The organism is Kineobactrum salinum (assembly GCF_010669285.1).
GTDB lineage: Bacteria > Pseudomonadota > Gammaproteobacteria > Pseudomonadales > Halieaceae > Kineobactrum > Kineobactrum salinum.
In genome coordinates, this window is record NZ_CP048711.1 from 1073001 (window position 1) to 1094292 (window position 21292).

Annotated in this window: 21 protein-coding genes; 2 read left to right on the plus strand and 19 right to left on the minus strand. The window is 62.3% G+C overall.

Translation table 11 applies throughout. The features are described from left to right. Positions 1–32: 32 nt before the first annotated feature. The 17 genes from tnpC to G3T16_RS04670 form a co-directional block, all read right to left on the minus strand. Positions 33–1601: an IS66 family transposase gene (gene tnpC, locus G3T16_RS04590; RefSeq protein ID WP_163494021.1), complete on the minus strand. Its 1569-nt coding sequence runs from the start codon at positions 1599–1601 to the stop codon at positions 33–35. A gap of 80 nt (positions 1602–1681) precedes the next feature. Continuing rightward, positions 1682–2017 carry an IS66 family insertion sequence element accessory protein TnpB gene (tnpB, locus tag G3T16_RS04595; protein WP_163494022.1) on the minus strand — a complete coding sequence of 112 codons (336 nt, stop codon included), beginning with the start codon at positions 2015–2017 and terminating at the stop codon, positions 1682–1684. Beyond that, entirely contained in the window at positions 2014–2379 is a 366-nt protein-coding gene (locus tag G3T16_RS04600; RefSeq protein WP_163494023.1) for a transposase, read from the minus strand. The genes tnpB and G3T16_RS04600 overlap by 4 nt, the downstream gene beginning before the upstream one ends. Positions 2380–2415: 36 nt before the next feature. Beyond that, the gene (locus G3T16_RS04605) at positions 2416–2775 is read right to left on the minus strand and encodes a hypothetical protein (protein WP_163494024.1); all 360 of its coding nucleotides are present in this window, start codon (positions 2773–2775) and stop codon (positions 2416–2418) included. Positions 2776–2839: 64 nt separating this feature from the next. Continuing rightward, positions 2840–5920 carry a retention module-containing protein gene (locus G3T16_RS04610; protein WP_163494025.1) on the minus strand — a complete coding sequence of 1027 codons (3081 nt, stop codon included), beginning with the start codon at positions 5918–5920 and terminating at the stop codon, positions 2840–2842. 308 nt (positions 5921–6228) lie between these two features. Continuing rightward, complete coding sequence (locus G3T16_RS04615; RefSeq protein WP_163494026.1) at positions 6229–6573, minus strand: hypothetical protein; 345 nt, start codon at positions 6571–6573, stop codon at positions 6229–6231. A 24-nt stretch (positions 6574–6597) separates the two neighbouring features. After that, positions 6598–7053 (minus strand): type IV pilin protein, encoded by a 456-nt coding sequence (locus G3T16_RS04620; protein ID WP_163496969.1) that lies wholly within the window; start codon positions 7051–7053, stop codon positions 6598–6600. After that, positions 7053–10142 carry a pilus assembly protein gene (locus G3T16_RS04625; RefSeq protein ID WP_163494027.1) on the minus strand — a complete coding sequence of 1030 codons (3090 nt, stop codon included), beginning with the start codon at positions 10140–10142 and terminating at the stop codon, positions 7053–7055. The genes G3T16_RS04620 and G3T16_RS04625 overlap by 1 nt, the downstream gene beginning before the upstream one ends. A 74-nt stretch (positions 10143–10216) precedes the next feature. After that, on the minus strand, positions 10217–10564 hold the full coding sequence (locus G3T16_RS04630; protein WP_163494028.1) for a hypothetical protein: 348 nt from the start codon (positions 10562–10564) through the stop codon (positions 10217–10219). Between the two features lie 54 nt (positions 10565–10618). Beyond that, positions 10619–11116, minus strand: a complete 498-nt coding sequence (locus G3T16_RS04635; protein ID WP_163494029.1) for a pilus assembly PilX family protein — start codon at positions 11114–11116, stop codon at positions 10619–10621. Continuing rightward, positions 11113–12135 (minus strand): PilW family protein, encoded by a 1023-nt coding sequence (locus G3T16_RS04640; RefSeq protein ID WP_163494030.1) that lies wholly within the window; start codon positions 12133–12135, stop codon positions 11113–11115. The genes G3T16_RS04635 and G3T16_RS04640 overlap by 4 nt, the downstream gene beginning before the upstream one ends. A 10-nt stretch (positions 12136–12145) precedes the next feature. Beyond that, positions 12146–12457, minus strand: coding sequence for a hypothetical protein (locus G3T16_RS04645; protein WP_163494031.1), 312 nt, complete (start codon positions 12455–12457; stop codon positions 12146–12148). 23 nt (positions 12458–12480) lie between these two features. After that, a complete protein-coding gene (gene pilV / locus G3T16_RS04650; RefSeq protein WP_332102864.1) occupies positions 12481–12807 on the minus strand; it encodes a type IV pilus modification protein PilV in 327 nt (108 codons plus the stop codon). Continuing rightward, positions 12764–13357, minus strand: coding sequence for a GspH/FimT family pseudopilin (locus tag G3T16_RS04655; protein ID WP_163494033.1), 594 nt, complete (start codon positions 13355–13357; stop codon positions 12764–12766). The genes pilV and G3T16_RS04655 overlap by 44 nt, the downstream gene beginning before the upstream one ends. 179 nt (positions 13358–13536) lie before the next feature. Beyond that, complete coding sequence (locus tag G3T16_RS04660) at positions 13537–14169, minus strand: response regulator transcription factor (protein WP_163494034.1); 633 nt, start codon at positions 14167–14169, stop codon at positions 13537–13539. Next, the gene (locus tag G3T16_RS04665) at positions 14169–15575 is read right to left on the minus strand and encodes an HlyD family type I secretion periplasmic adaptor subunit (RefSeq protein ID WP_163494035.1); all 1407 of its coding nucleotides are present in this window, start codon (positions 15573–15575) and stop codon (positions 14169–14171) included. The genes G3T16_RS04660 and G3T16_RS04665 overlap by 1 nt, the downstream gene beginning before the upstream one ends. Then, positions 15572–17767 carry a type I secretion system permease/ATPase gene (locus G3T16_RS04670; protein WP_163494036.1) on the minus strand — a complete coding sequence of 732 codons (2196 nt, stop codon included), beginning with the start codon at positions 17765–17767 and terminating at the stop codon, positions 15572–15574. The genes G3T16_RS04665 and G3T16_RS04670 overlap by 4 nt, the downstream gene beginning before the upstream one ends. Before the next feature lie 268 nt (positions 17768–18035). On the opposite strand from G3T16_RS04670, the gene G3T16_RS04675 reads away from it, so the two are divergent. Next, positions 18036–18257 (plus strand): hypothetical protein, encoded by a 222-nt coding sequence (locus tag G3T16_RS04675; protein ID WP_163494037.1) that lies wholly within the window; start codon positions 18036–18038, stop codon positions 18255–18257. A 3-nt stretch (positions 18258–18260) separates the two neighbouring features. On the opposite strand, the gene G3T16_RS04680 is transcribed toward G3T16_RS04675, so the two are convergent. Both G3T16_RS04680 and tdh read right to left on the minus strand, forming a co-directional pair. Beyond that, entirely contained in the window at positions 18261–19448 is a 1188-nt protein-coding gene (locus tag G3T16_RS04680) for a glycine C-acetyltransferase (RefSeq protein WP_163494038.1), read from the minus strand. A 5-nt stretch (positions 19449–19453) separates the two neighbouring features. Continuing rightward, on the minus strand, positions 19454–20482 hold the full coding sequence (gene tdh, locus G3T16_RS04685) for an L-threonine 3-dehydrogenase (protein ID WP_163494039.1): 1029 nt from the start codon (positions 20480–20482) through the stop codon (positions 19454–19456). Positions 20483–20572: 90 nt separating this feature from the next. Between tdh and G3T16_RS04690 the strand changes: the two genes are divergently transcribed. Continuing rightward, positions 20573–21145: a helix-turn-helix domain-containing protein gene (locus G3T16_RS04690; protein WP_163494040.1), complete on the plus strand. Its 573-nt coding sequence runs from the start codon at positions 20573–20575 to the stop codon at positions 21143–21145. The last annotated feature ends 147 nt before the right edge of the window (positions 21146–21292 follow it).

Below are 21292 nucleotides of genomic sequence, written 5' to 3' on the forward strand. Positions count from 1 at the left end.
GCCGCGCTCAGTCGTCGGTAACCGTCCGGTAATCACACCTTGATGGGCGGCTCCCAGTTGTGCGGCAGCAGAGCTGTCAGGTCAGATTGCCTGGCGGTGGGGATACGCTCCAGCACATGCCGCAGATAGGCCTGGGCATCAAGCCCATTGATCTTAGCCGACTGGATCAGCGTCATCACGTTGGCCGCGCGCTGGCCGCTGCGCACAGAGCCTGCAAACAGCCAGTTCTTCCGCCCCAGGGCCCACGGCCTGATCTGGTTTTCCACCCAGTTGTTGTCGATGGGGATTCGCCCATCATCCAGATAACGAACCAGGGCCTCCCAGCGTTTCAAAGCATAATCGATCGCTTTGGCGGTACGTGTGCCGCTCGTCAGCTTGGATCGCTGTCCGGTTAACCAGCCATGGAATGCGGTGATGATGGGCCGCGCCTGTTGCTCGCGAACCTGTTGTCTGTGTTCCGGCATGGCTTCAGCCGTTGCGCGCTCAATCTCATAAAGCGCACCGATGGTGGCAAGGGCTCGCTCCGCAATCGGGCTCTGGTTGTGCTCCAGTAACTCATGGAACTTGCGTCTCGCATGGGCCCAGCAACCCACTTCGTGAATGCCCTGTACAAAGCCCGCTTTGTAGCCTGCGTAATCATCACAGATGAGGCTCCCCTGCCAACCGGCCAGGAACTCGCGAGACACCTGGCCGGATCGCGTGGGTTGGAAGTCGTACACCACGCCCTGTATCGGCAAGGTCCGCGGTGTCGCATAGGCCCACACATAGGCTCGCTGCGTTTTCTTCTTGCCGGGATCCAGCATCGCCACCGGTGTTTCATCGGCGTGCAGAATGTCCTGTGCCAGCAGTTCACGACGCAGCGCATCGACCAGCGGGGCCAGCTCCACCCCGCAGCGGCCCACCCAGTCAGCCAGTGTTGAGCGGGAGAGCTCAACACCCGCGCGGGCATAGATCTGCTGTTGCCGATACAGCGGCAGGTGATCCGCGTATTTGCTGATCAGCACCTGAGCCAGCAGGTTGGTCGTCGGAATGCCCTTGTCAATGACGTGGGGCGCCACGGGCGCCTGCACGAGGGTCTCGCACTGCTTACAGGCCCATTTGCTACGGATATGGCGTTCTACCGAGAACTGACCGGGCTCGTAGTCGAGCTTCTCACTGATATCTTCGCCAATGCAGGCTAGCTGGCAGCCGCAGGTGCACATGGTCGACTCGGGATCGTGGTGGATATCCGTGCGGGGCAATTCTGCAGGCAAGGATTGCCGTGCCGGCTTACGTGGCGTCCGCGTTGACCTGGGTGTGTCGGTGAGCTGCGCCAGCTCCGACTCTACCGCGGCGAGGTCCTCCTCAACGATGTCATCGAGCAGGCGGTATTGCGTGCTGCCACCCGCTTCACTGCGCTGGCCAAAGCGGTGACGTTTCAGTATGGCCAGCTCGTGAGTCAGTTGTTCGTTACGGATTTTGTAATGCTGCAGGGTCTTGTCGCGCTGGAGGAGTTCGGCGGCATGCTGCGCCTGTTGATCACCCAGCTGGGTGATCAACTGCGCTGCCATCTGGCGGAGCTGATCGTCTGAGAGGTGTGTGAGATCGGTGCGCAATTCCATGACCGATACTGTGCCAAAGAATCGAGCACGGCACCAGATCAACTATTTGCGTAGACTACGGTGCCCTTTTTTGCTCTGCGCTACTGCCGGTCAATCACGTGATTGGCCGCCGCGTATTGCCAGGGCAAGCCGACCACGAGGGCCTGTAGCTGCGCGCTGTCGAGTGTGACCACGCCGCCCGTGCGCAGGGGGCTCCAGGTGAACTTGCCCTGATGTAACCGGCGCGCGGCGAGCCAGATACCGAAGCCATCACACACCAGCACCTTCATCCGGTTGGCGCGCTTGTTGGCAAATACGTAGGCACAGTGGTGCCGGGCTTCACCGAAGCTGTTGATGACTCGGGCCAGCGCCGTATCGGGGCCTGCCCGCATATCGAGGGGTTCACGCGCGAGCCAAATCTCGTCAATCTGTATCACTGCAGGATGGACCTGAGCCAGGAGACCGAACGGTCGATCTCGCTCAATGGCCACTCCACGGTGACCTGGCCGAGCGGCGCATCCAGCCGGATGCTGACAGTGGGCTGAACTCGCGCTACGCTCTGGCCAGGGTTGGATGAGTCTTTGGTGGGCACGGGTAGCCGCACAAATTCTCCCGTGCCATCAACCGCCCGTGACCGGCGCCACTTGTGTACCAGGTTGAGGTTGAGGCCATGCCGCAGCGCGACCTCGGCCACGGAGGTGTTTGGCTGATGGCACTCGGCCAACACTCGCTGTTTGAACCTCGGCGAATAGCGCCGCCGCCGCTTGATGATCCTTGGAAGAGACGCTTCGTCATCCATATCAGGTGCCCACTTATCATTAGGTGGGCACCTAGCTTACGCAGTTCGCGGGGTTCGAAAAGATGGGTTTACCGGACGGTTACAGTCGTCGCCGATCAGATCCAGATTGGCCGCCAGGCCGGTGCGCAGGCGCTGCCGGTGCAGCATCTTTTCCTGGGCGGACTCGGGCAGCTCGGTGAACAGGATCACGCCCTTGCTGATAAGCAGCTCCACCACATCCTCCAGTACCCTGACAAAATCCTGGTCGGTGGCACTGAGCTGATGTGCTTCCTCGCCAAGTTGCCCCAGAAAAACCTGGACTTCCGGATGATCCGCCGGCAACGCTTCCAGGTCAGTTCCCGGGGTCTGGCTGACCGCAACAATCCGGCCCGCTTCGTCACGTTTTACAAAAGGCATTCCTGACTCCAGCAAAAATCCCGGCGGCCTCACGACCACCGGGCACAGATCATAGCCCGGATGTTCACTGGTCGATAGTGAGCTTGCCCGAGTCCAGCATGCTCTGGATTACCGAGGCCATGTCATCGTGGCCACTGACCAGATCCACCCCTTCCAGCCTGATGGTCTGATCGACTTTGGCGTGATCGCCTGGGTTGCTCTTGAAATCGCCATCCACACTCACCTTGATCACAGTGTCAGTACCGTTAGAGCTGATGTCCAGGTAGCTGGTGAGATCCGCACCGTCCGCCTCCTCGCCCTGCAGCAGATCGCGCAGGTCCAGCACATCGTTGCCCTGGGCACCGAATTCGAGGATGGTGGAGTCCTCCGGGGCGCCGCCCTCCGCCGACAGCGAAAAGACGAACACATCATCCTCCAGCGTTCCGACAAGCGTGCCCGCAGGCAGGGCGTCTCCGGATTCCTCCGGATCCGTGTCCTGCTCCCGCTCGACCGGCGCTTCGCGCTCCAGGACCGGAACCGATGCGGAAAATGATACGGCATTGGCGCTCCCGCCGTCATCGCCGGGGGCGTTGGCCACGCCCTGCAGTGTCAGGGTCACGGTCGATTCCACCCGGTCGCCATCGGCGTCGGTCGCGTAGTAGGTGAACACCTCCTCCACGGACTCGCCCTCGCCCAGCGAGTCGCGACCTTCGCGGCTCATCGTATAGGTGTAGCTGCCATCGGGCTTGACCACCAGGCTGCCATGACTGCCTGTGATCGTGCCGCTGGCAGTGACGCTGCCGCTGCCCGTGTCCCAACTGATACTGCCGTCCTGGGCAGGACCATCGGCGCCGAAATCCGGCTCCACTGCACCGCTGGTGCTGGGCAGATCGTCGGTGGAGGCAATTTCAGCCACCAGCTGGAAGGAACTGGACTCGGTCTCCGTGGTCCTGGCCGTGGTCACCAGGTTGCCGCTGCCATCGAGAAAACCCTTGATGCTCAGCTCATATTCGCGATCGCCCACGGTAATCAGCTGTACCTGATTCGGGTTGCTGATCTGGATCAGGTCGTCATTGACCGGATCAGTGGGCTCGCCGTTGTTGGGTGTCTCCGTGTGCCGCAGGCCTACCGTGGTCGTCACCTGTGTTTCGATGCCGTCTATTACCAGCGTAAACGAGACATCCAGCTCCACCGTATCGAGGGTCTTGGCCGAAGCCGATATCCGGAAGTTGTTGTGGGTCAGGGTACCCAGCGTAAACTGGCTATCGGCCACAACCCCGGTGCTGCCGGTCAGGCTCTCGGCATAATGGAAATCATAGCCGGAACCACTGCTGCCCCCCCACTGGATATAAATGCCTTCACTATCGGCACTGGTGGTCACGCTGCCGGTACCACTGGTCGTGGTCAGGCCGTCCCAGCCGCCGCTGAGGCCGCCGATTTCCAGCTCGCTTACGGGTACTTCGAGTACCCCGGTGACTGCCGACGTCACCGGCATGTCATCGTCAATTGTAACGGTGAAAGTGCTCGCCGCTGATGCGGGCGAGGTATCCCCGTCAACATCGGTCACAGTCACGCTGACATCGAATGACACATTGTTCTCGAAGGCATCGACCGGATTACCCTGGCCATCCACGGCCGGGTGCGCCAGAGGCTGGTGCAGGTCGACTGAATAGCCCACCTCGCCTTCACCGGCAGTGCCCGCGGTATAGCTGTCCAGTGACACCGTCACCACCAGGTTACCGGCATCAAAGCCCGGCTCCGTGGGCGCGGTACTGCCGGTGTAGCCCACCAGCGCACCGGCGCCATTGCTGCCGCCGTCAGGATCCCAGGCAAAGTTGACCGCCGAGCCGTCAAGCGTGGTCAGGCCACTGCTGCTGCCCGCCAGCGTGATGCTCTGCAAATTGTCGCCACCGGTATCGAACCTGATCGTACCGGTCGGCACCGAGTCGTCATCGCCAGGCGCAGCGTCACCAATCCCGGCCGGGAGATCATCCTCGTCCACCAGGGTGTTGGTCGCAGCCGTGACCACGGGCTCGGAATCCGGCTCGGGCTCGGGCTCGGGCTCGGGCTCAGGCTCAGGCTCAGGCTCAGGCTCAGGCTCCGGTTCGGGCTCCGGTTCGGGCTCCGGTTCGGGCTCCGGTTCGGGCTCCGGTTCGGGCTCCGGTTCGGGCTCCGGTTCGGGCTCCGGCTCCGGCTCCGGCTCCGGCTCCGGTTCCGGCTCAGGTTCCGGCTCAGGTTCCGGCTCAGGTTCCGGCTCAGGTTCCGGCTCAGGTTCCGGCTCAGGTTCCGGCTCAGGTTCCGGCTCCGGCTCCGGCTCAGGTTCCGGCTCAGGTTCCGGCTCAGGTTCGGGCTCAGGTTCGGGAACAGGAATTTCGGGCTCAGGCTCGGGTTCCGGCTCGGGTTCAGTGGCCGGTCCGGTGACAATCACGGTAACGACAGCGGTATCCTGGTTGGTGCCATCGGGAGTGGTCGCGGTATAAGTGAAGGTGTCCTCGCCCAGGAAGCCCTCGTTAGGGGTATAGGTCACGGTATTGTCGGGATTGATGGTTACGGTCCCATTGGCCGCCTGGGTGATACCCGTCAGGGTCGATCCCTCGGTGAAAATGTCGTTGTTCTGCACGTTGATGACGACGCTTTGGTTCTGCCCGGTCTCGGCCTGGTCGTCGATGGCATCCACCGGCAGGATCTCGTCGCTCTGCTCAACTTCCAGTGCCGCCTGGGGATCACTGAGCGCGGCCAGGCCGGAGAGCTCCGGCGTTTCCTCGATCACGCGAGTCAGGCGTACGAAGGAAGAACCCTCGCTGGCTTCAGTGCCTGTACCCTGCGCCCCCGCAGCCGGTGCGTCCAGCACGTCGCCGATATCGCCATCGCCTTCCAGCGCAGCCAGCACGGCCGCCACCGATTCATCTTCCACCGCACTCTCATCGGCGCCCGCCGCCCGCTCTGCGACGATGTCCCGGGTCAGGGTCATTTCCGGCACTTCGCTGACCAGGAAGGGGCTGCCATCGGCGAGCGCCAGTTCCACTGTACCGCCATCGGGAGTAACGACAGTTTCTCCCTCCAGCAACACATCCCCGGGCTTTATCTCGCGCAGCTCGCCGTTCTCATTGCGGGCGTAGGCGGTACCTGTTACTGCGACGACTGTCGCGATTGCCGAGTCGGCCATGATTGTGTCCCTGTGTTAGTGCCGCTGTCACTGCAGCGGCACTCTCCCGTTAATCCGTAGAAGCCTGGTTATTTCCGAATCGTGACTCCGGCCGTGACCGGATCGATCACTGTCGATTCAGCTACCACCGGGAATGACGCTACTCAGCGCTTCCGTTACAGCGTGGATAGTATGTCAGGAAGGGAAAGGGAACATTGTACTTAAGGACAGGAGCAGCCCTGTAAACAAGGATTTCCGTGAACCAGGTCACATTCCACGGCGTTTCATGGCCGGGCGCGCAGTGCGTCGATCCGGCTGTTAAACGGCTGCTACATCGGCATTTCACGATAGAACTTCTGGAAGTCCCGGTCCGTAAATGACTCGCGGCTTACATCAATACACTGCAGCACAGCGGTCGCGGGACTGCTGCCGCCAGCAACGGTGACAGCGCTGGTACCGGCGGCCACCCGGGCGGCCTCCTGCTTGTCGTGCGCCTGTATCAGCGCCAGCCCCTGCTTGCCGGCGACAGTATCCACCTGGCAGGCATACCGGCCGGCAGGCAGCGGCGCTATTGGGACATTGCCGTCCGTATCATCCGCCGCAGCGCTGGAACCGGACCACAGATTGGCCACAACGGCAATCAGCAACAATGCAAAACTGTGGTTATTGATCATTGGTGAATCCTCTCTCGGCTGACGCTACCAGCACTCGGTATTTGCGGTACCCGTCGCTCTTTTACGGCCAAATGAATCGAGTATGAATGAGGTACAACGGCTGTCCTGCGCCTGTGGCGATGTCGGCAGGGGTGTGGCGGTCAGTTCAAAACAGTTGCCGATCGCACCCGTTGCGCATGCCGCGGCGGCAACGGAATAGTGACCCTCGGGCGAAATGAATGGATCTTCAGGAAAACCCAGCTCTTCCATGTCATCGGTATAGCGGGAATGGTCCAGCATGTACTGCATCTGGCGGTTGGCGGCATCCTGCAGCGCCGACATCGCATCACTGCGGCGGCCTTTTTGCATGCTGTTCTGGTAGCCGGGCAATGCCACCGCCAGCAGGATACCGACGATCACCACCGTGATCATCAGCTCCATCAGGCTGAATCCACGCTGGCTGCCGTGAAGCAGCAGACCGTTCCGCGCCGGCAGTGTCATCAATACTCCTCCTGGAACCAGTAAGTACCGTAGGGCGGACGGAAGAACTCGTCGGTGCTACAAACCCCACCGATGCAGTCATTGTCACCGTCGCCGTCAGGATCTCCCGCCGGTGTTCCCGGAGGCAGCAACAATCTGATCTGGTCATCCTCGCCAAAATGCACCGAGGGCGTATCGGGAATGATCGGACCCAATTGTATGACATTGCGATTGCCGGAAAACAGATCGACGACATAGAGCCGGCCGAGGCCCGCCAGGGGCTCGCAAACATCCTCGGGGTTGAGCCCGGTATTGGGCGTGAAGCTCGCAATATAAACCTTGCCATTCAAGGTCAGGGATTTGGCCAGGCTCTTCTCACCCTCGTGCTGCAAGTCAATACGCCAGCCGTTGGCCGCCTGCAGCGCTTCCACCGCCACGGCTTTTTCCTCATCAGTCCCCGTGCTGAGCAGATTGGCCGTGATATCGTACAGATCCTCATCCAGCACGGGCATGAAACAGCGGAAATCGGTAACCGGGTCCATATCAGCGCAATCCGACGCGTCGGGCGCGGAGCTGTCATAGGGGGCCGTGCGCTCGTCCCTGAGCATGTAGAACCTGTTGTCTACATCGGTGGCATTGGGATTGGTGCGGTCCCCCGAGCCGATCAGCACCGCATCCACCGGCTTGCCATTGAAACGGATACGCACTACATCCGGGGCATTGAAGAAGCGGCGGTCAGTAGCCTCGGTGCCGCCATTGAGCTGGGCCAGCTTGTTGATCTGCCAGTCATCCTGGCTCGCATCCGGCAGGGCATTGCCCGGCAGATCCACCCGCCAGACATTGCCCCCGGCATCGCCGAAGTACATGCGGTCCGCCAGCGTGTCACCGTTGCTGTCCAGCACCGTCACATTACCCGGAACGGCATGCTGGAGCCCGGTTTCCTGCAGGTTCTTGAGCGAGTTGGCGGCCGGCGTCACGCTCCAGACCAGCTCTCCCGTCTCGGCATCCACGATAAACAGGCCACGGCCCACGCCGTCAGGCGTAGCCACACCGGTCAGGTCCTTGGTCAGGTCATAGCCGGCGCCGAACACCAGTACCGGCTTGGGCTTGCCGCCGGCATCCCGGTAACCGGGAATACGGGTCACGACCGGAGCTGACCAGGTCAGTCCCAGCTCAGCAAAGCCACTGCGGGCCGGATCAATTTTCCACATGAACGCCGGATTGTCCGGGTCGGAAATATCCAGCGCGTACATGGCATCGCCGCCGCGCCGCAGGCCGAAGTAGAGCCACACCTTGTCGCCGTCCCCAGTAACAATGGTGCCGTCGTTATTGAGGTCCTGCACATAGGCCACCGGACTGGTGTCGATCCCGTACACATGCTCGAGTGAAATTGCATCGAGACGCCTTTGGTTCAGCACAGGCGCCAGTTCCTTGGGGAAAAACGCCCAGTCTTCCTGGCCGTCCACATCACCGAACATATGCAGAAAGCCGGCATTCGTGCCCACGATAATACGCAGATCGGGGTCTTCGGCCGTGAAGCCGGTCCTTGCGCCATAGCTCAGCACCAGCGGCTGGCTGTGCAGAATGTCACCGAGAATCCAGTTGCGGGCGTCCGCGGACACTGTGCCGTCATCGTCGATCGCAAAGCCCCTGCCCGAGGCCAGCTCGCGGTCCAGGTCGGTCTGGGACTCGATATCCGGACCAAACAACGCAAACAACTCCTCGTCGGTGTCGAGACCAAAGGCCTCCCTGTTCATGTTGGTACTGTTGAATGTCTCCAGCGCACCGTCGGCCCCGGTGTTGGAATAGATGAGCCGGGTCGCCGGGTCCCGCGCAGCCAGCAGGCCTCCGACACCCCCCTTCATCACGTCCGGCCCGTCAGCGTCACTCCAGAAGGTACTGGCGCCCACTGTGATGAAACCGGTCTCAGGGTCCAGCGCCGCATTGTCCTTCTTGTCCACCAGCACGGCTTCACCGTCCACAATGTCCAGCCTCAGCTTCTTGATATTGCCCGGCCAGTCTACTGACTCACCGGGCTCGAACATCGCATAGAACACTTCATTGCGGCTCTGGGTCCGGGTGAAGGTGTCCACCGCCACCGCCGGCGAGGTCAGCGTGCTCTCCTGCCCCAGGATACTGAGAATGGCGCCCTGGAACGCCGCGGTCAGTTCATCGGCCGAGTTGGCCGTGTAATACTCGCCCTTGCCCGCTGCCGCCGTGTCGCGCAACAGGTCCTGGTCTGTGGCAAATCCGACGGTATAGGTAATCGCCAGCTGTCTGCCGTTGGTCGTGTCGTTGTCGAGGTCCTCGGTGGCCATGTAACCGGCGAGTTCAGGCAGACAGTTCTTGGTGTTGGGCTGATTGGCTGCGGGATAGATACCGCAGGTCTTGCCGGTCAGCGATTCAATGGCATTGTTGGCGTGGGTATCATTCTGAGGTTCGCCGTCAGTCATCAGAATGACGTAGGTCACGGCGCAATCCGTCGCTGGCGAAGTATAGGTACCCAAAGGACTCTCCGCGAGCGTATCCCGGGGCAGATAATCACCCTTCGGGTTGCGATTGCCGTCCATTCGGTGTCCATAGACCAGGGTCTGTCCGGACAGGTAGCGGTAGGCTTCATAGGAGGACTCGCAAAGAGGGGTACTGCCGGCGGAGGTCAGGCTGTTCACCATGTCGATGACATTGCTGCGCTGCTCTTCGGTCATGTCGGCGATAATGCGATGTATCACCCGGCCGCCGTGATGGTTGGTACCGCTCCAGTTGCCATTGAATTCCACCAGACCGAAGTCTATCCCGGGATTGGCCAGGATGATTCCGGTCACGACCTCCTGGGCAATTTCCATCCTTGTTCTGCTGACCAGGGAATCATCGTGGCGATAATCCATATAATGCGCGGTATAAAACGTATATGAGGTATTGCCCCACTTGACCTCGGACTCGCCCGGTGTCGCGGCGCTGAACACTGCGTTGTTGGGGACCCCATTACCCCTTGCGTAGCCGTCAGCCACACCCGGTCCATTGGAGGGGTTGCCGTTAATGACATCGTCGCGGCATTCGACGTGAGGCGGATCGCGATCGTTGCTGCCATTGTCATTGTTGGATAACGTCAACCATTTCCGGTTGTTGCCGGCATTGTGGTCACGCCAGCGTTTGGCGCCGGAGGTCTGGAAATAGCCTATCGTAGTCAGTGCGTCGTAGGACTCGGCACAGCGGTTTTTGTCCCGCTTGAACCACTGTTTGGTGGCGACCGAAGGCGGCGTATTCTTGGTGGACCAGTAAATTTTGTCGTCGTCGAAATGCTGCTCATAGGTGGCAGTGGGGTCGTAGGGGGGCGCTGATTGGTCACCACTGTGCCCATGCTGCCCGAATCATCAAATACAATGAGCACCTTGGGGCGGCCGGTGTTCTCGACATCGACTTCGACCTGGTAGATCTCGGTATCATCGGCTCCGGCAGGCAGCGCATGGGAAGACAGCACCAGCACCGCTCCGAGCGCGACACACCACTTGTTGACCGCTGATTTCGTTTTCATGGATATGCTCTCGTGTAGGCCGGCAACCTGCCGGACACCGGCATTGGCGCCAGCTTAGCCTGACTCCCCGATTACTGTTTTTACCACGCCCAACTCCACCCGGGTCCGGGCCTTGCTATCGACATCATGTTCAGATTTGATGCGGTAGTAGTCGCAGTCGAACAGACCCACACTACTGCCACCGGATTCACTCGGCGGCCGTGGGCAATCCCTGTCCACTGCCAGCAGCGCGACTTCCACGGCCACTTTGTCGGCGCCATCGCGCAGTCCCCGAAGGGGGTGATCGTCCGCCGCGATGGCCGCGAACGGCTGCACCACATCCTCGCGCACGAAGGGGTCGTGGCCGCTGCCCGCCAACCCCAAGGCGGCGTAAATCCCCGCCTCCGCGGCCTGGAAAGACTCATAGGCGTCCTGCATGTTGGCGGACATCTTCAGGCCCAGGGAACTGTTGCTGGCAGCGGCGAGGCTGAGAATGGTAACCACCATCAAGAACAGCAGTGATACCACCAGCGCGAGACCCCGCTGCCCCCTGTTCATCACAATCTGTTTCATCTGCCACCTCTGATCATCAACTTGGGATTGCGCAGGGAGATGGTGTTGTGGACCATCACCCGCCGCGCGGTGGGCACATATTCGTCCGGGTCGTCGGCAGGAGTGACTGCGACATCCCCCAACTGGTAGGTTTTGGTATCGCTGTGCTGGGCGTCCTCTGTGGCGCTGCGCAACAGCAGGAACAGCTCCAGGGCCTCCACGTCCTGCCAGTTACCGGTGGCGCCTGTGAGGTCGGTATAGGTATCCAGTTCACCGTCGCTGTTACTGTCCAGGCCGAACCGGACCCTCATGTTTTCTACTCCGGGTACCAGGTCTTCGGTGGTCATGGCCATGGCGCCGGCTCCCGCATCCCAGTGCAATACTCTCCGGCTCAGGGTGGGAATGGTCAGTTCGCGCACATAGTAGATCTGCACCCGGTAGGGCCAGGCCACCCCCAACGCGAATTCGTTGCCCTCCCGCACATCCGGTGCGGCGTCCGCGCCATCCAGCAACAGGCCGCGCTCGCTGTTGGCGATCACGTAGATCTCCTTGTCATCCAGCGCATCGGGAAAGCTGATCGTCCCGTCCCTTACCGCGCTCAGGTCCTCGGGATCGGCATCGTACAGCGGCCGGGGCAGAACGTGTTTTATCACCAGCACATCGGTGTCGGGCCTGGCATCCTTGATACAGCCAAAGGCCTCGCCACCCGTCGCAGTCACCGCCCACAGGTAGTTGGCTACCTCCGCGGCTGCGGCGGGCGAATCGCAGTCGTCCACAATGGTTCCCAGGGAATCGTCAGTACGTATATCCTGGGGGTTGGCGGCGCCGGCAAAACCGGCGTGCCGCAGTGACTCGTTGAGTGTGAACATCGCGAAGCGGCCGTGTTCGGCCAGATCCGCCACCTGCTCCACTTCGGTGTAGGAGCGCTTGGCCGCAAGATACACCGATACCGCGCCACCGATAAGAATCAGGCCGAGGACCATGGCCACCATGAACTCGATGAGAGAGAACCCGCGCGGCTGCAGTACGACAGTCTTCACCGCCCGCCCCTCACAGCTCGGCCTCATCGATTACATAGCTGCTGACTATCAGCTGGCGCCGGTAGCCTTCATCGGCTGTGGCGACAGCATCGCCGCACACCAGGTCGCCATCCAGCAGCCCGTCTCGTGTCCTGGTGAGGCCGCGCCACTGGATAATCACGCGGATCCTTCCGGTTCTTGCCTTGCCAGCGTCCTCGTCGAAAACGATGCAGCCACGGGGCTCGATGAGAGCCACAGTGGGAACCTCGGCACCGTCCTCCGTCGTCGTTACCGCGGCGCCCCGCAGCGCCTGGTCCCAGCGCCACAGGTCGTGTGTCGCCAATTGGGCAGGGGTGCAGGACGCTGTCACGCAATTGGGGCTGGGTTCAGCAGGGGCTGTGCCACCCCCTGCGGAGCAAGGTGAATGTCGTATGTCTCCAGCCCTGCGGGATTGCTTCTGATCCGTTCCAACATATCGTTGCCCAGCGCCACCGCCCGCGAGCGCTGGATCGCCTGATGCTGGGCCGTCTTGGACAACGCCTGCAGCCCGACAATACCCAGCAGGCCCACCGACAGAATCACGAACGCGGCCAGTGCCTCGATCAGCGTCATCCCGCGCTGGCTCCCGGGACCAGCCTGGCGGCGAGCGCTAACAGGAAACATTGTTGCCCGCCAGGTCATTGACGATACCATCTGAGTTGGTGTCCACGGCGGAGCTGACCGAGCCGATCGGCGACAGCATCAGCGCGCGGGCCTTGTTAGCACCACGGTTGTCGCAGAAAACGAAAGTGCCGGCGGAGCCCAGCGCAGACCCGCGCGGATGGAATTCAATCCGGTTGCCGCCGTCGAAGCGGATGCTCAGGTTGTTTGTCTGCCGCGCCTCCCACTGAATCAGCTCCTGCAATGGGTCATCCGGGTCGGGGGCGTCGCTGCCGTCGGCGTTGAGGAAGGCCATGTAGCCGCCACTCCAGGCATCGGCCGCAGCCACACAGGCGGTGCCGTTTGTGGTGGGGCACAGCATTACCGGCGCCCGTCTGGCCAGCGCCTCGGAGCGCGCCTTGTTCAACATTGCACGCAGTGCATTCACATTGGTAATCATCCGGTTGTCACGAATCATCTCACGAAACGACGGGGCAGCCAGGGTCAGGGCAGTGGCCAGGATGACCAGCACGATCATCAGCTCGATCAGGGTAACGCCCTTCATGCTGATTGATCGGCGCAGCAGCTTGCGCGAAGTGTGCAAATCTTCCCCCAGAGGTTCTACTATCCGAGCATGCACAATAGGGGCAGGGGCGCGCCATGACAATAATCGCTTGATGAACGGCAGGATGCACTGACAGCCGGTAACATGGGGCCTGCAGGAGGAGCGGGCGCTACTCACCGTTCCTGTGTCACATGCTTGTATTGCCGGGGGGACCACGTTCAACTCGCAGCGCAAAGCGCGGGAATATTGTTCATCACCAGCGCCAGCTGCACCCGGTCGCGTATCATCAGTTTGGCGAAGATCGTGGAGAGGTGCGCCTTGACGGTGCGCTCGGTAACGCTCAGCTCAGCAGCGATCTCACGGTTGCTGGCACCGAGGGCCACCTGCTCTGCCACCTCTCGCTCACGGGAGGTGAGGCTGTCGAGTCGGGGGTGAGCCGTGGCAGGCGCCGGCACCACACGCTGCGACAGCGCCATCAGGCGACGCACCAGTTCAGGCAGCATCCACAGGCCGCCGTGCGCTACCACCAGGCCGATTTCGCGCAGCTGCCCGGGGGCTGCATCGAGATGGCAATAGCCCCTCGCGCCCTCGTTCAGGGCCTGGAAGGCTTCGACTTCGCCCGGGGTGGCACTCATTGCCACCACCCTGGCCCCCAGGGCCACCGCTTCCCGCAGGCTGGCAAGTCGCCTGGTCGCGGAACTGTCGGCAAGATCCAGCCACAGGATTCGCTGGCTGGGCGGGCCGGTCAACAATGTCGCCTCGCTGAGCTGCGTCAGCACACGGGCCGCAGGGAAGGCCTGCTGCCAGCGGGGTCGCAGTTTGCCACTGCTTGCTATGAACACCTGTTCCATCAACGCTCCGTCAGGGCATATTGTTTTGCCCGCAGTACCGGCTTCATCAGATAGGCAAGAATGGTCTTCTTGCCGGTCAGAATATCCACTTGCACCGTCATCCCCGGGATGATCGGCATGTCCGCGCCCAGGCCGGGCTCGGTGGTGCGCACATGCACCTGGTAAAAAGGCTCGCCCTCGTCGTCCAGGATGGTGTCCGCGCCGATGTGTTCAACGGTGCCCTCCATGCCGCCGTACACGACGAAATCGTAGGCCGTGAGTTTCACCAGCGCCTTCTGCCCGGGGCCCAGGAAGGCGATGTCCCGGGGGCGGATATGTGCCTCCACCAACAGCGTGTCATCCAGCGGCACGACCTCGACCACCTCCTTGCCGGGCAGTACCACACCGCCGATGGTGTTGTAGTAGAGCCGTTTGACGGTACCCTTGACCGGCGAGCGCAGTTCGGTTTGCTGCACCCGGTCGGACAAGCCGGTGCCGGCTTCGCGCAGCCCGTTCATACGGGCGATGGTATCGGTGAGTTCCTCGCGCACGGTATTCTCGAACTCCACCTCGACCTCGCTGAGTTTCTGGCGGGCCTCCTTGATGGCCGAATCGAGCCGCTTGATCTGAGACTGCGACTGTTCGAATTCGCCGGAGAGCTGGTTGACCTCCCGTTCCAGCCGCAGGATCTCGACCTGCGACACCGCACCCGAGTTCACCATGGGCCGGGTGACACTCAATTCCTGGCGGGTCAGGTCCAGGGAGCGGGACATCTGCCGCGAGCGGGCGCTGGTCTCCGCCAGTTCCTGTTGCCGCTGCTCCAGCTGCTCCCCGGCGATCTGTTGCTGCAGCACCAACTGGGCCTGGCTGGACTGGTACAGGGCCTGCTCCTGGGCGACGATCTCCGGCACCTGCTGCAGCCACTGCTGATCGATCAGGAATTCGCTGCCGGACAGCATGGCCCCCAGCCGCGCGGCGCGCACCGACAGTGCCTGGAACTCGGCCTGGTTTTCCCGCAGATTGGATTCGGAGCGGGTCTGGTCCAGCCGCAGCAACAGCTGTCCCGCTTCGACAACGTCGCCGGCCCGGGTGTTGATCTCCGTTACCACACCGCCGTCCTGGGACTGGATCACCTGGATCTGGCGCGACGGGATTACCTTGCCCTCACCCCGGGTGACCTCATCGATCTGCGCCAGTGCCGCCCACACCAGCAGCGCCACAACAATGACAGCCACAACGTACAGCAGGGCGCGGGCCCGCAGCGGCTGCTGCGACAGATAGGCACGGTGGGCGTCCTGGTCCCAGTTGCGGGGCACATCCGCCGCATCCTTGAGCCAGGGGGCAAACAGGAAATCCGCCAGCTGACGCCGGCGCTGTGGCTCCACCGGTTGCGCGTCGGTGTGCCTGATGAAGGGTTCCACGCTCACTTCGCGGCCCCTATTTTACCCTTCTGCAGGGCTTGAATCACACTGTCGCGGGGTCCGTCGGCGACCAGCTTGCCGTTGTCGATAACGATGATCCGGTCCACCATTTCCAACAGTGAGTTGCGGTGGGTGACGACAAGCCAGGTGCGGCCCTGAATGTACTCCAGCAACTGAGCCTTGACCGCCACCTCGGTGGAGTGATCCATCGAACCGGTGGGCTCGTCCATCAACAGGATGGGCGGTTCATGCACCACCGCCCGCGCCAGCGCCACACATTTGCGCTGGCCCCCGGAGAGGGAGTCACCCCGCTCCCCCACCAGCATCTCGAAGCCCCGCGGGTGGCGATTGATGAACTCCGACAGATTGGCAATTTCCGCCGCCCGCAGCAGCGCCGCATCGCTGACGTTGCTGTGGGACAGGGTGATATTGTCGCGCAGGCTGCCGTAGAACAGGGTCACGTCCTGGGGCACATAACCCACCCGGGAGCGGAATTCACTGGGGTCCAGCTGGCGCAGGTCGATGCCGTCTATCATGATGGCCCCGCCGGTGGGCTGGTACAGGCCCATCGCCAGTTTTTGCAGCGTGGACTTGCCGGACCCCACCCGGCCCAGGATGGCCACCCGTTCGCCGGGCTTGATGCGAAAGGACACGTTGTTGAGCGATTCCATCTCGCTGCCGGGATAGCTGAATGATACCTGGCGGAATTCGATATCCCCCCGGAACAGTTCGCGCGACAGGAACTGCGCGCCCTCGGGCCGCTCCATCGGCTTGGCCATCACCTCGTCCAGCGACTTCAGCGCAATCTCGGCGTTGTGCCAGGAGGTGACCAGACCTGCGACCTGGCCGAAGGGCGCCATCACCCGCGCCGCCAGCATGGTGCAGGCAATCAGGCCACCCATACTGAGCTGGCCGGCGGTGATCAGGTAGACGCCGGTGATGATCACGAACATGGTCACCATCTGCGCGCCCCACTGGGTCACATTGATGGTGGAATTGGAGACCAGCCGCAACTGCACCCCCACGTGGGCCAGGAAGGTGGTGGTCTCCTCCCACTTGCGCTGCATCCGTGCCTCTGCCCCCATGGCCTTGATGGTGTCGATGCCCACCAGGCTCTCGATCAGAGTGGCATTGCGCAGCGCGCTGGCGCGATAGGTGGTTTCCGACAACTCCCGCAGTTTGCCCTGGGTCGCCATCGCATAGCCCAGTACCAGCAGCAGGCCAATGCCCAGCGGAATCAGTATCGGCCAGGCGATCCAGCCGATTACGGCAATGAAGATCAGCGCAAAGGGCACGTCGATCAATGTAGTCACCGAAGCCGATGTAATGAAGTCGCGCACGGTTTCAAAGGAACGCAGGCTGACGGCGTAGGAACCCACCGAGCTGGCCCGCTGTTCCAGCCGGGAACCAAGCACTCGCTCCATGATTTTGGCCGACAGGTTGACATCCACCCGCCGGCTGGCCAGGTCCAGGAAGTAGCCGCGCATGGTGCGCAGGGTGATGTCCGCGAGCAGGATGATGATCACACCGGCCGCCAGCATCCACAGGGTTTCCACCGCGTAGTTGGGCACTACCCGGTCGTAGACGTTCATCGTGAACAACGGCAGTGCCAGCGCAAAAACATTGATGAAAAAGGCCGCCACCAGCACATCGCGGTACAGCGGCATGTTGGCGCGCATCGCATCCCAGAACCAGTGGCCGCGCTCCGAGGTGCCGGTGCGCGGGGTGCGCTGGTCGAAGCGGAACCGCGGCCGGCAGATGATCGCATTGCCCGACTCCCGCGCCAGCAACTGTGCCGCCGGCATTTCCACCACCGCTTCGTTCAGGTCGGGAAACACCACGCGGGCGCTGGCACCGTCTTCGCTCCAGCCCATCAGCAGGCAGGCGCGCTGGTCCTCCAGCAGTATCACCGCGGGCAACAGTGCAGGTTCCAGTCCGCGGGCACTGCGCGGCAGCGAACGGCTCACCAGCCCCGCCCGGCTGGCCGCGCGCTCGAACAGGGCCGGCGTCAGGCGACCATTCTCCAACGGCAGGCCGCCGACCAGCGCTTCGGCGGTGGAGGCGCTGCCGTGATAGCGGGTCAGCGCCAGCAGGCACTGCACCAGGCTGTCATCGACAGCACTGCCATCCCCCGGCCGTGATGGCCGGGCTGTGGCCTGGTCTCGCTGGTCGCCTATGGGGGCGGTAGTCTCAATCATAATTTGCGGCATGCCTGAAGTAGTGCGTGGCCAGACGGCAACGGCTCCCACGTCCGGGCTCCACCGCTGGCGCCACTAGCATAGTGCCGGGGCGCTTGATTCACCATAAGCTCTGGAGGCTATACTGTGACGCGCTTGGCAGTTTCAGCAAGAGATAGCGGTGCGGTGTGTCCCCGTCACCAATATCCGGCGTAATATGGAGCCAGAATGTGGGAAAACCCCGGCATGCTTGCGGTGTGCCCCAACATTATGGGAAAGGAGAGGCTCAATGTCAGACACCCGCTCGCGCTTCGAGGCGCGCGATCTGTCGCCACCCGGCTTTTGCAAGGGCCCCGACGGCAGGGAGAAATACATAGGTCCGGAGCGGCGCAGAAGCAACAGACGCAGTAACGGCGAACGCCGGGCTACGGTGCGGTTTGCGGAAAACAAGGTCGACCGGCGCCAGCTGGAAGGCAGACGGGAGGGCGACCGCACCCCCAAGTTCTGGTAAGACTCAGATCCCCAGCCCGGTCTTCGCCCGGGCGAACGCGTCCAGCGCAAACGCAATGTCATCCTCGCTCAGCGCCGCCGACATCTGGGTGCGAATCCGGGCCCGACCCCGCGGCACCACCGGAAATGAAAACGCCACCACGTACACGCCCTGAGCCAGCACTGCCTCGGCGAAGCGCGCCGCTACCGCGGCGTCGTGCAGCATCACCGGTACGATGGGATGCTCGCCCGGCAGCAGCTCGAATCCCAGGCGCTGCAGGCCATCGCGGAACTGCGCCGTATTGCGCGCCAACCGCTCGCGCAACAGGGGCGCTGAACCTACCAGCTCTACTGCCTTGATTGCTCCCGCCACCACAGGCGGTGCCACCGTATTGGAAAACAGGTAGGGCCGCGAGCGCTGCCGCAACAGTTCCACGATCTCCCTGCGGGCGGCAGTGTAGCCTCCACTGGCGCCACCCAGCGCCTTGCCCAGGGTGCCGGTAATGATATCCACCCGCTCCATGCAGCCGCGCAGTTCGTGGGTGCCGCGCCCGCCCGCGCCGAGAAAGCCGGTGGCGTGAGCATCGTCAAAATGCACCAGCGCGTCATAGCGCTCGGCCAGGTCACAGATCTCATCGAGCCGTGCAATATAGCCGTCCATCGAGAACACGCCGTCGCTGGTGATCAGCTTGAAGCGGGCTCCGGCGGCATCCGCTGCCTGCAGCTGCGCCTCCAGGTCGGCCATGTCATTGTTGCGGTAGCGGTAGCGCTGCGCCTTGCTCAGGCGAATGCCGTCAATGATACTGGCGTGGTTCAGTTCGTCCGAGATCACCGCGTCGGACTCCCCCAACAGGGTTTCGAACAGCCCGCCATTGGCATCAAAGCAGGAAGGATAGAGGATAGTATCCTCAGTCCCGAGGAAGGTGGAGAGCTGGGTCTCCAGCTGCTTGTGCAGGGTCTGGGTGCCGCAGATAAAGCGCACCGAAGCCATGCCGTAGCCCCACTCGGCCAGGCCGGCCGCCGCCGCGGCGTTGACCTCGGGATGCTGTGCCAGGCCCAGGTAATTGTTGGCGCAGAGATTGAGCACCTCGCGATCGCTGACGCCCACGTGGGCGCCCTGGGGCGTGGTGATCAGCCGCTCGTGCTTGTACAGTCCGGCGGCCTCGATTTCACCCAACTGCTGTGCCAGGTGCTCCTGAAAGCGGTCATACATGGTATCTACTCCTCCCAGTTGAGAACGACCTTGCTGGCCTCGCCGGCGCTCATCACGTCAAAGCCGCGCTGGAATTCACGATAGTTCATGCGGTGAGTAATAACCGGTGAGATATCCAGCCCGGACTCGATCATTACCGACATCTTGTACCAGGTTTCGTACATTTCCCGCCCGTAGATCCCCTTCAGCGTCAGCATGTTGAAAATCACGGTGTTCCAGTCGATCGCGGTATTCTCACTGGGAATGCCCAGTATCGCCACCTTGCCGCCGTGGCACATGTTGGCCAGCAGGTCGTTGAAGGCCTGCGGGTTGCCGGACATCTCCAGGCCCACATCAAAACCCTCCTCCATGCCCAGTGATTGTTGCACCTGGGCCAGCTTCTCGCGCGCGACATTGACGGTGCGGCTCGCTCCCAGCCGCGCCGCCAGTTCCAGGCGCTGGTCGATGACATCGGTGATCACCACATGGCGCGCGCCCGCATGGCGGCAGACCGCGGCCGCCATCGCGCCGATCGGGCCGGCGCCGGTAATCAGTACGTCCTCTCCCAGCAGGTCGTATTGCAGCGCAGTGTGCACGGCGTTGCCAAAGGGGTCGAACAGCGCCGCCACATCCAGGTCGATGCCCGGCGAGTGTTCCCACACATTGGACATCGGCAGTGCGACATACTCCGCGAATGCGCCGGCACGGTTGACGCCGACACCACTGGTATTCGCGCACAGGTGACGCCGTCCCGCCATGCAGTTGCGGCAGCGGCCACAGACCACATGGCCCTCCCCGGAGACGATCTGGCCGGGGCTGAAATCGAGTACGTTGGACCCCACCTCGACGATCTCGCCGACAAACTCGTGGCCGACGACCATTGGCACCGGAATGGTCTTCTGCGCCCAGGCATCCCAGTGGTAGATGTGCATGTCGGTACCGCAGATCGCCGTGCGCTTGACCTTGATCAGCACATCATTGATGCCGATCTCCGGTTCCGGTACATCCTCCAGCCAGAGCCCTTGCGCCGCTTCCTTCTTTACCAGTGCTTTCATCGCTGTATTCACTATTGTGGAAATATTCCGGTATAGTAGAGAGCCGCTATCCCGTATACAAGATACTTTTCTTCTATTATGGAAATTTCGATGTCCAAGTCCGCCCTGGACCCCGCCAGCCAGGTGCTGTGCGAACGGGTCACGGCCCTGCGCCAAAGCCACAACTTCACGCTCGAGCAGCTGGCGGCGGCCTCTGGCGTCAGCCGCTCCATGCTGAGTCAGATTGAGCGCGGCCAGGCCAACCCCACCCTGGCGGTGACCTTTCGCATCGCCCAGGCATTCGGTCTCAGTATAGGCGAACTGGTGGACGACCCGGCCGCCAGCGGACTGATCGAGGTCGTACATGGGGATGATCCCTCCACACTTTTTCGCGCCGACAGCGAATGCCAGATCCGCACCCTGTCGCCATTGCACATGGAAAAAAGCGTGGAGTTCTACGAATTGCAGATCCAGCCCGGGGCCAGCCTGGACAGCTCGGCCCACTTCAGCGGCACCCGCGAACTGTTTACCGTGAGCTCGGGACGGGCGCAGATCAATGCCGGCGCCACCCTGTGCACGCTGGAGTGCGGTGATTCCGCCCACTACCGGGCGGACGTGGAGCACAGTATCCGCAGCTGCGGCGAGCAGCCGCTGCGGGGTTATCTGGTGGTCACCTACAAATGAATGGAACTGACTTTTGGGACTTCGTAGCCCGGTCGGCATCCTGGGAGGGTGCTTTCGAGACACGCCGTACCCAAAGCACTCGCTGCGCTCATGGGGCAGGCTCTGAATCCACACCCGATAAAGCGGGGGTGGGCTCTCCATGGAGGC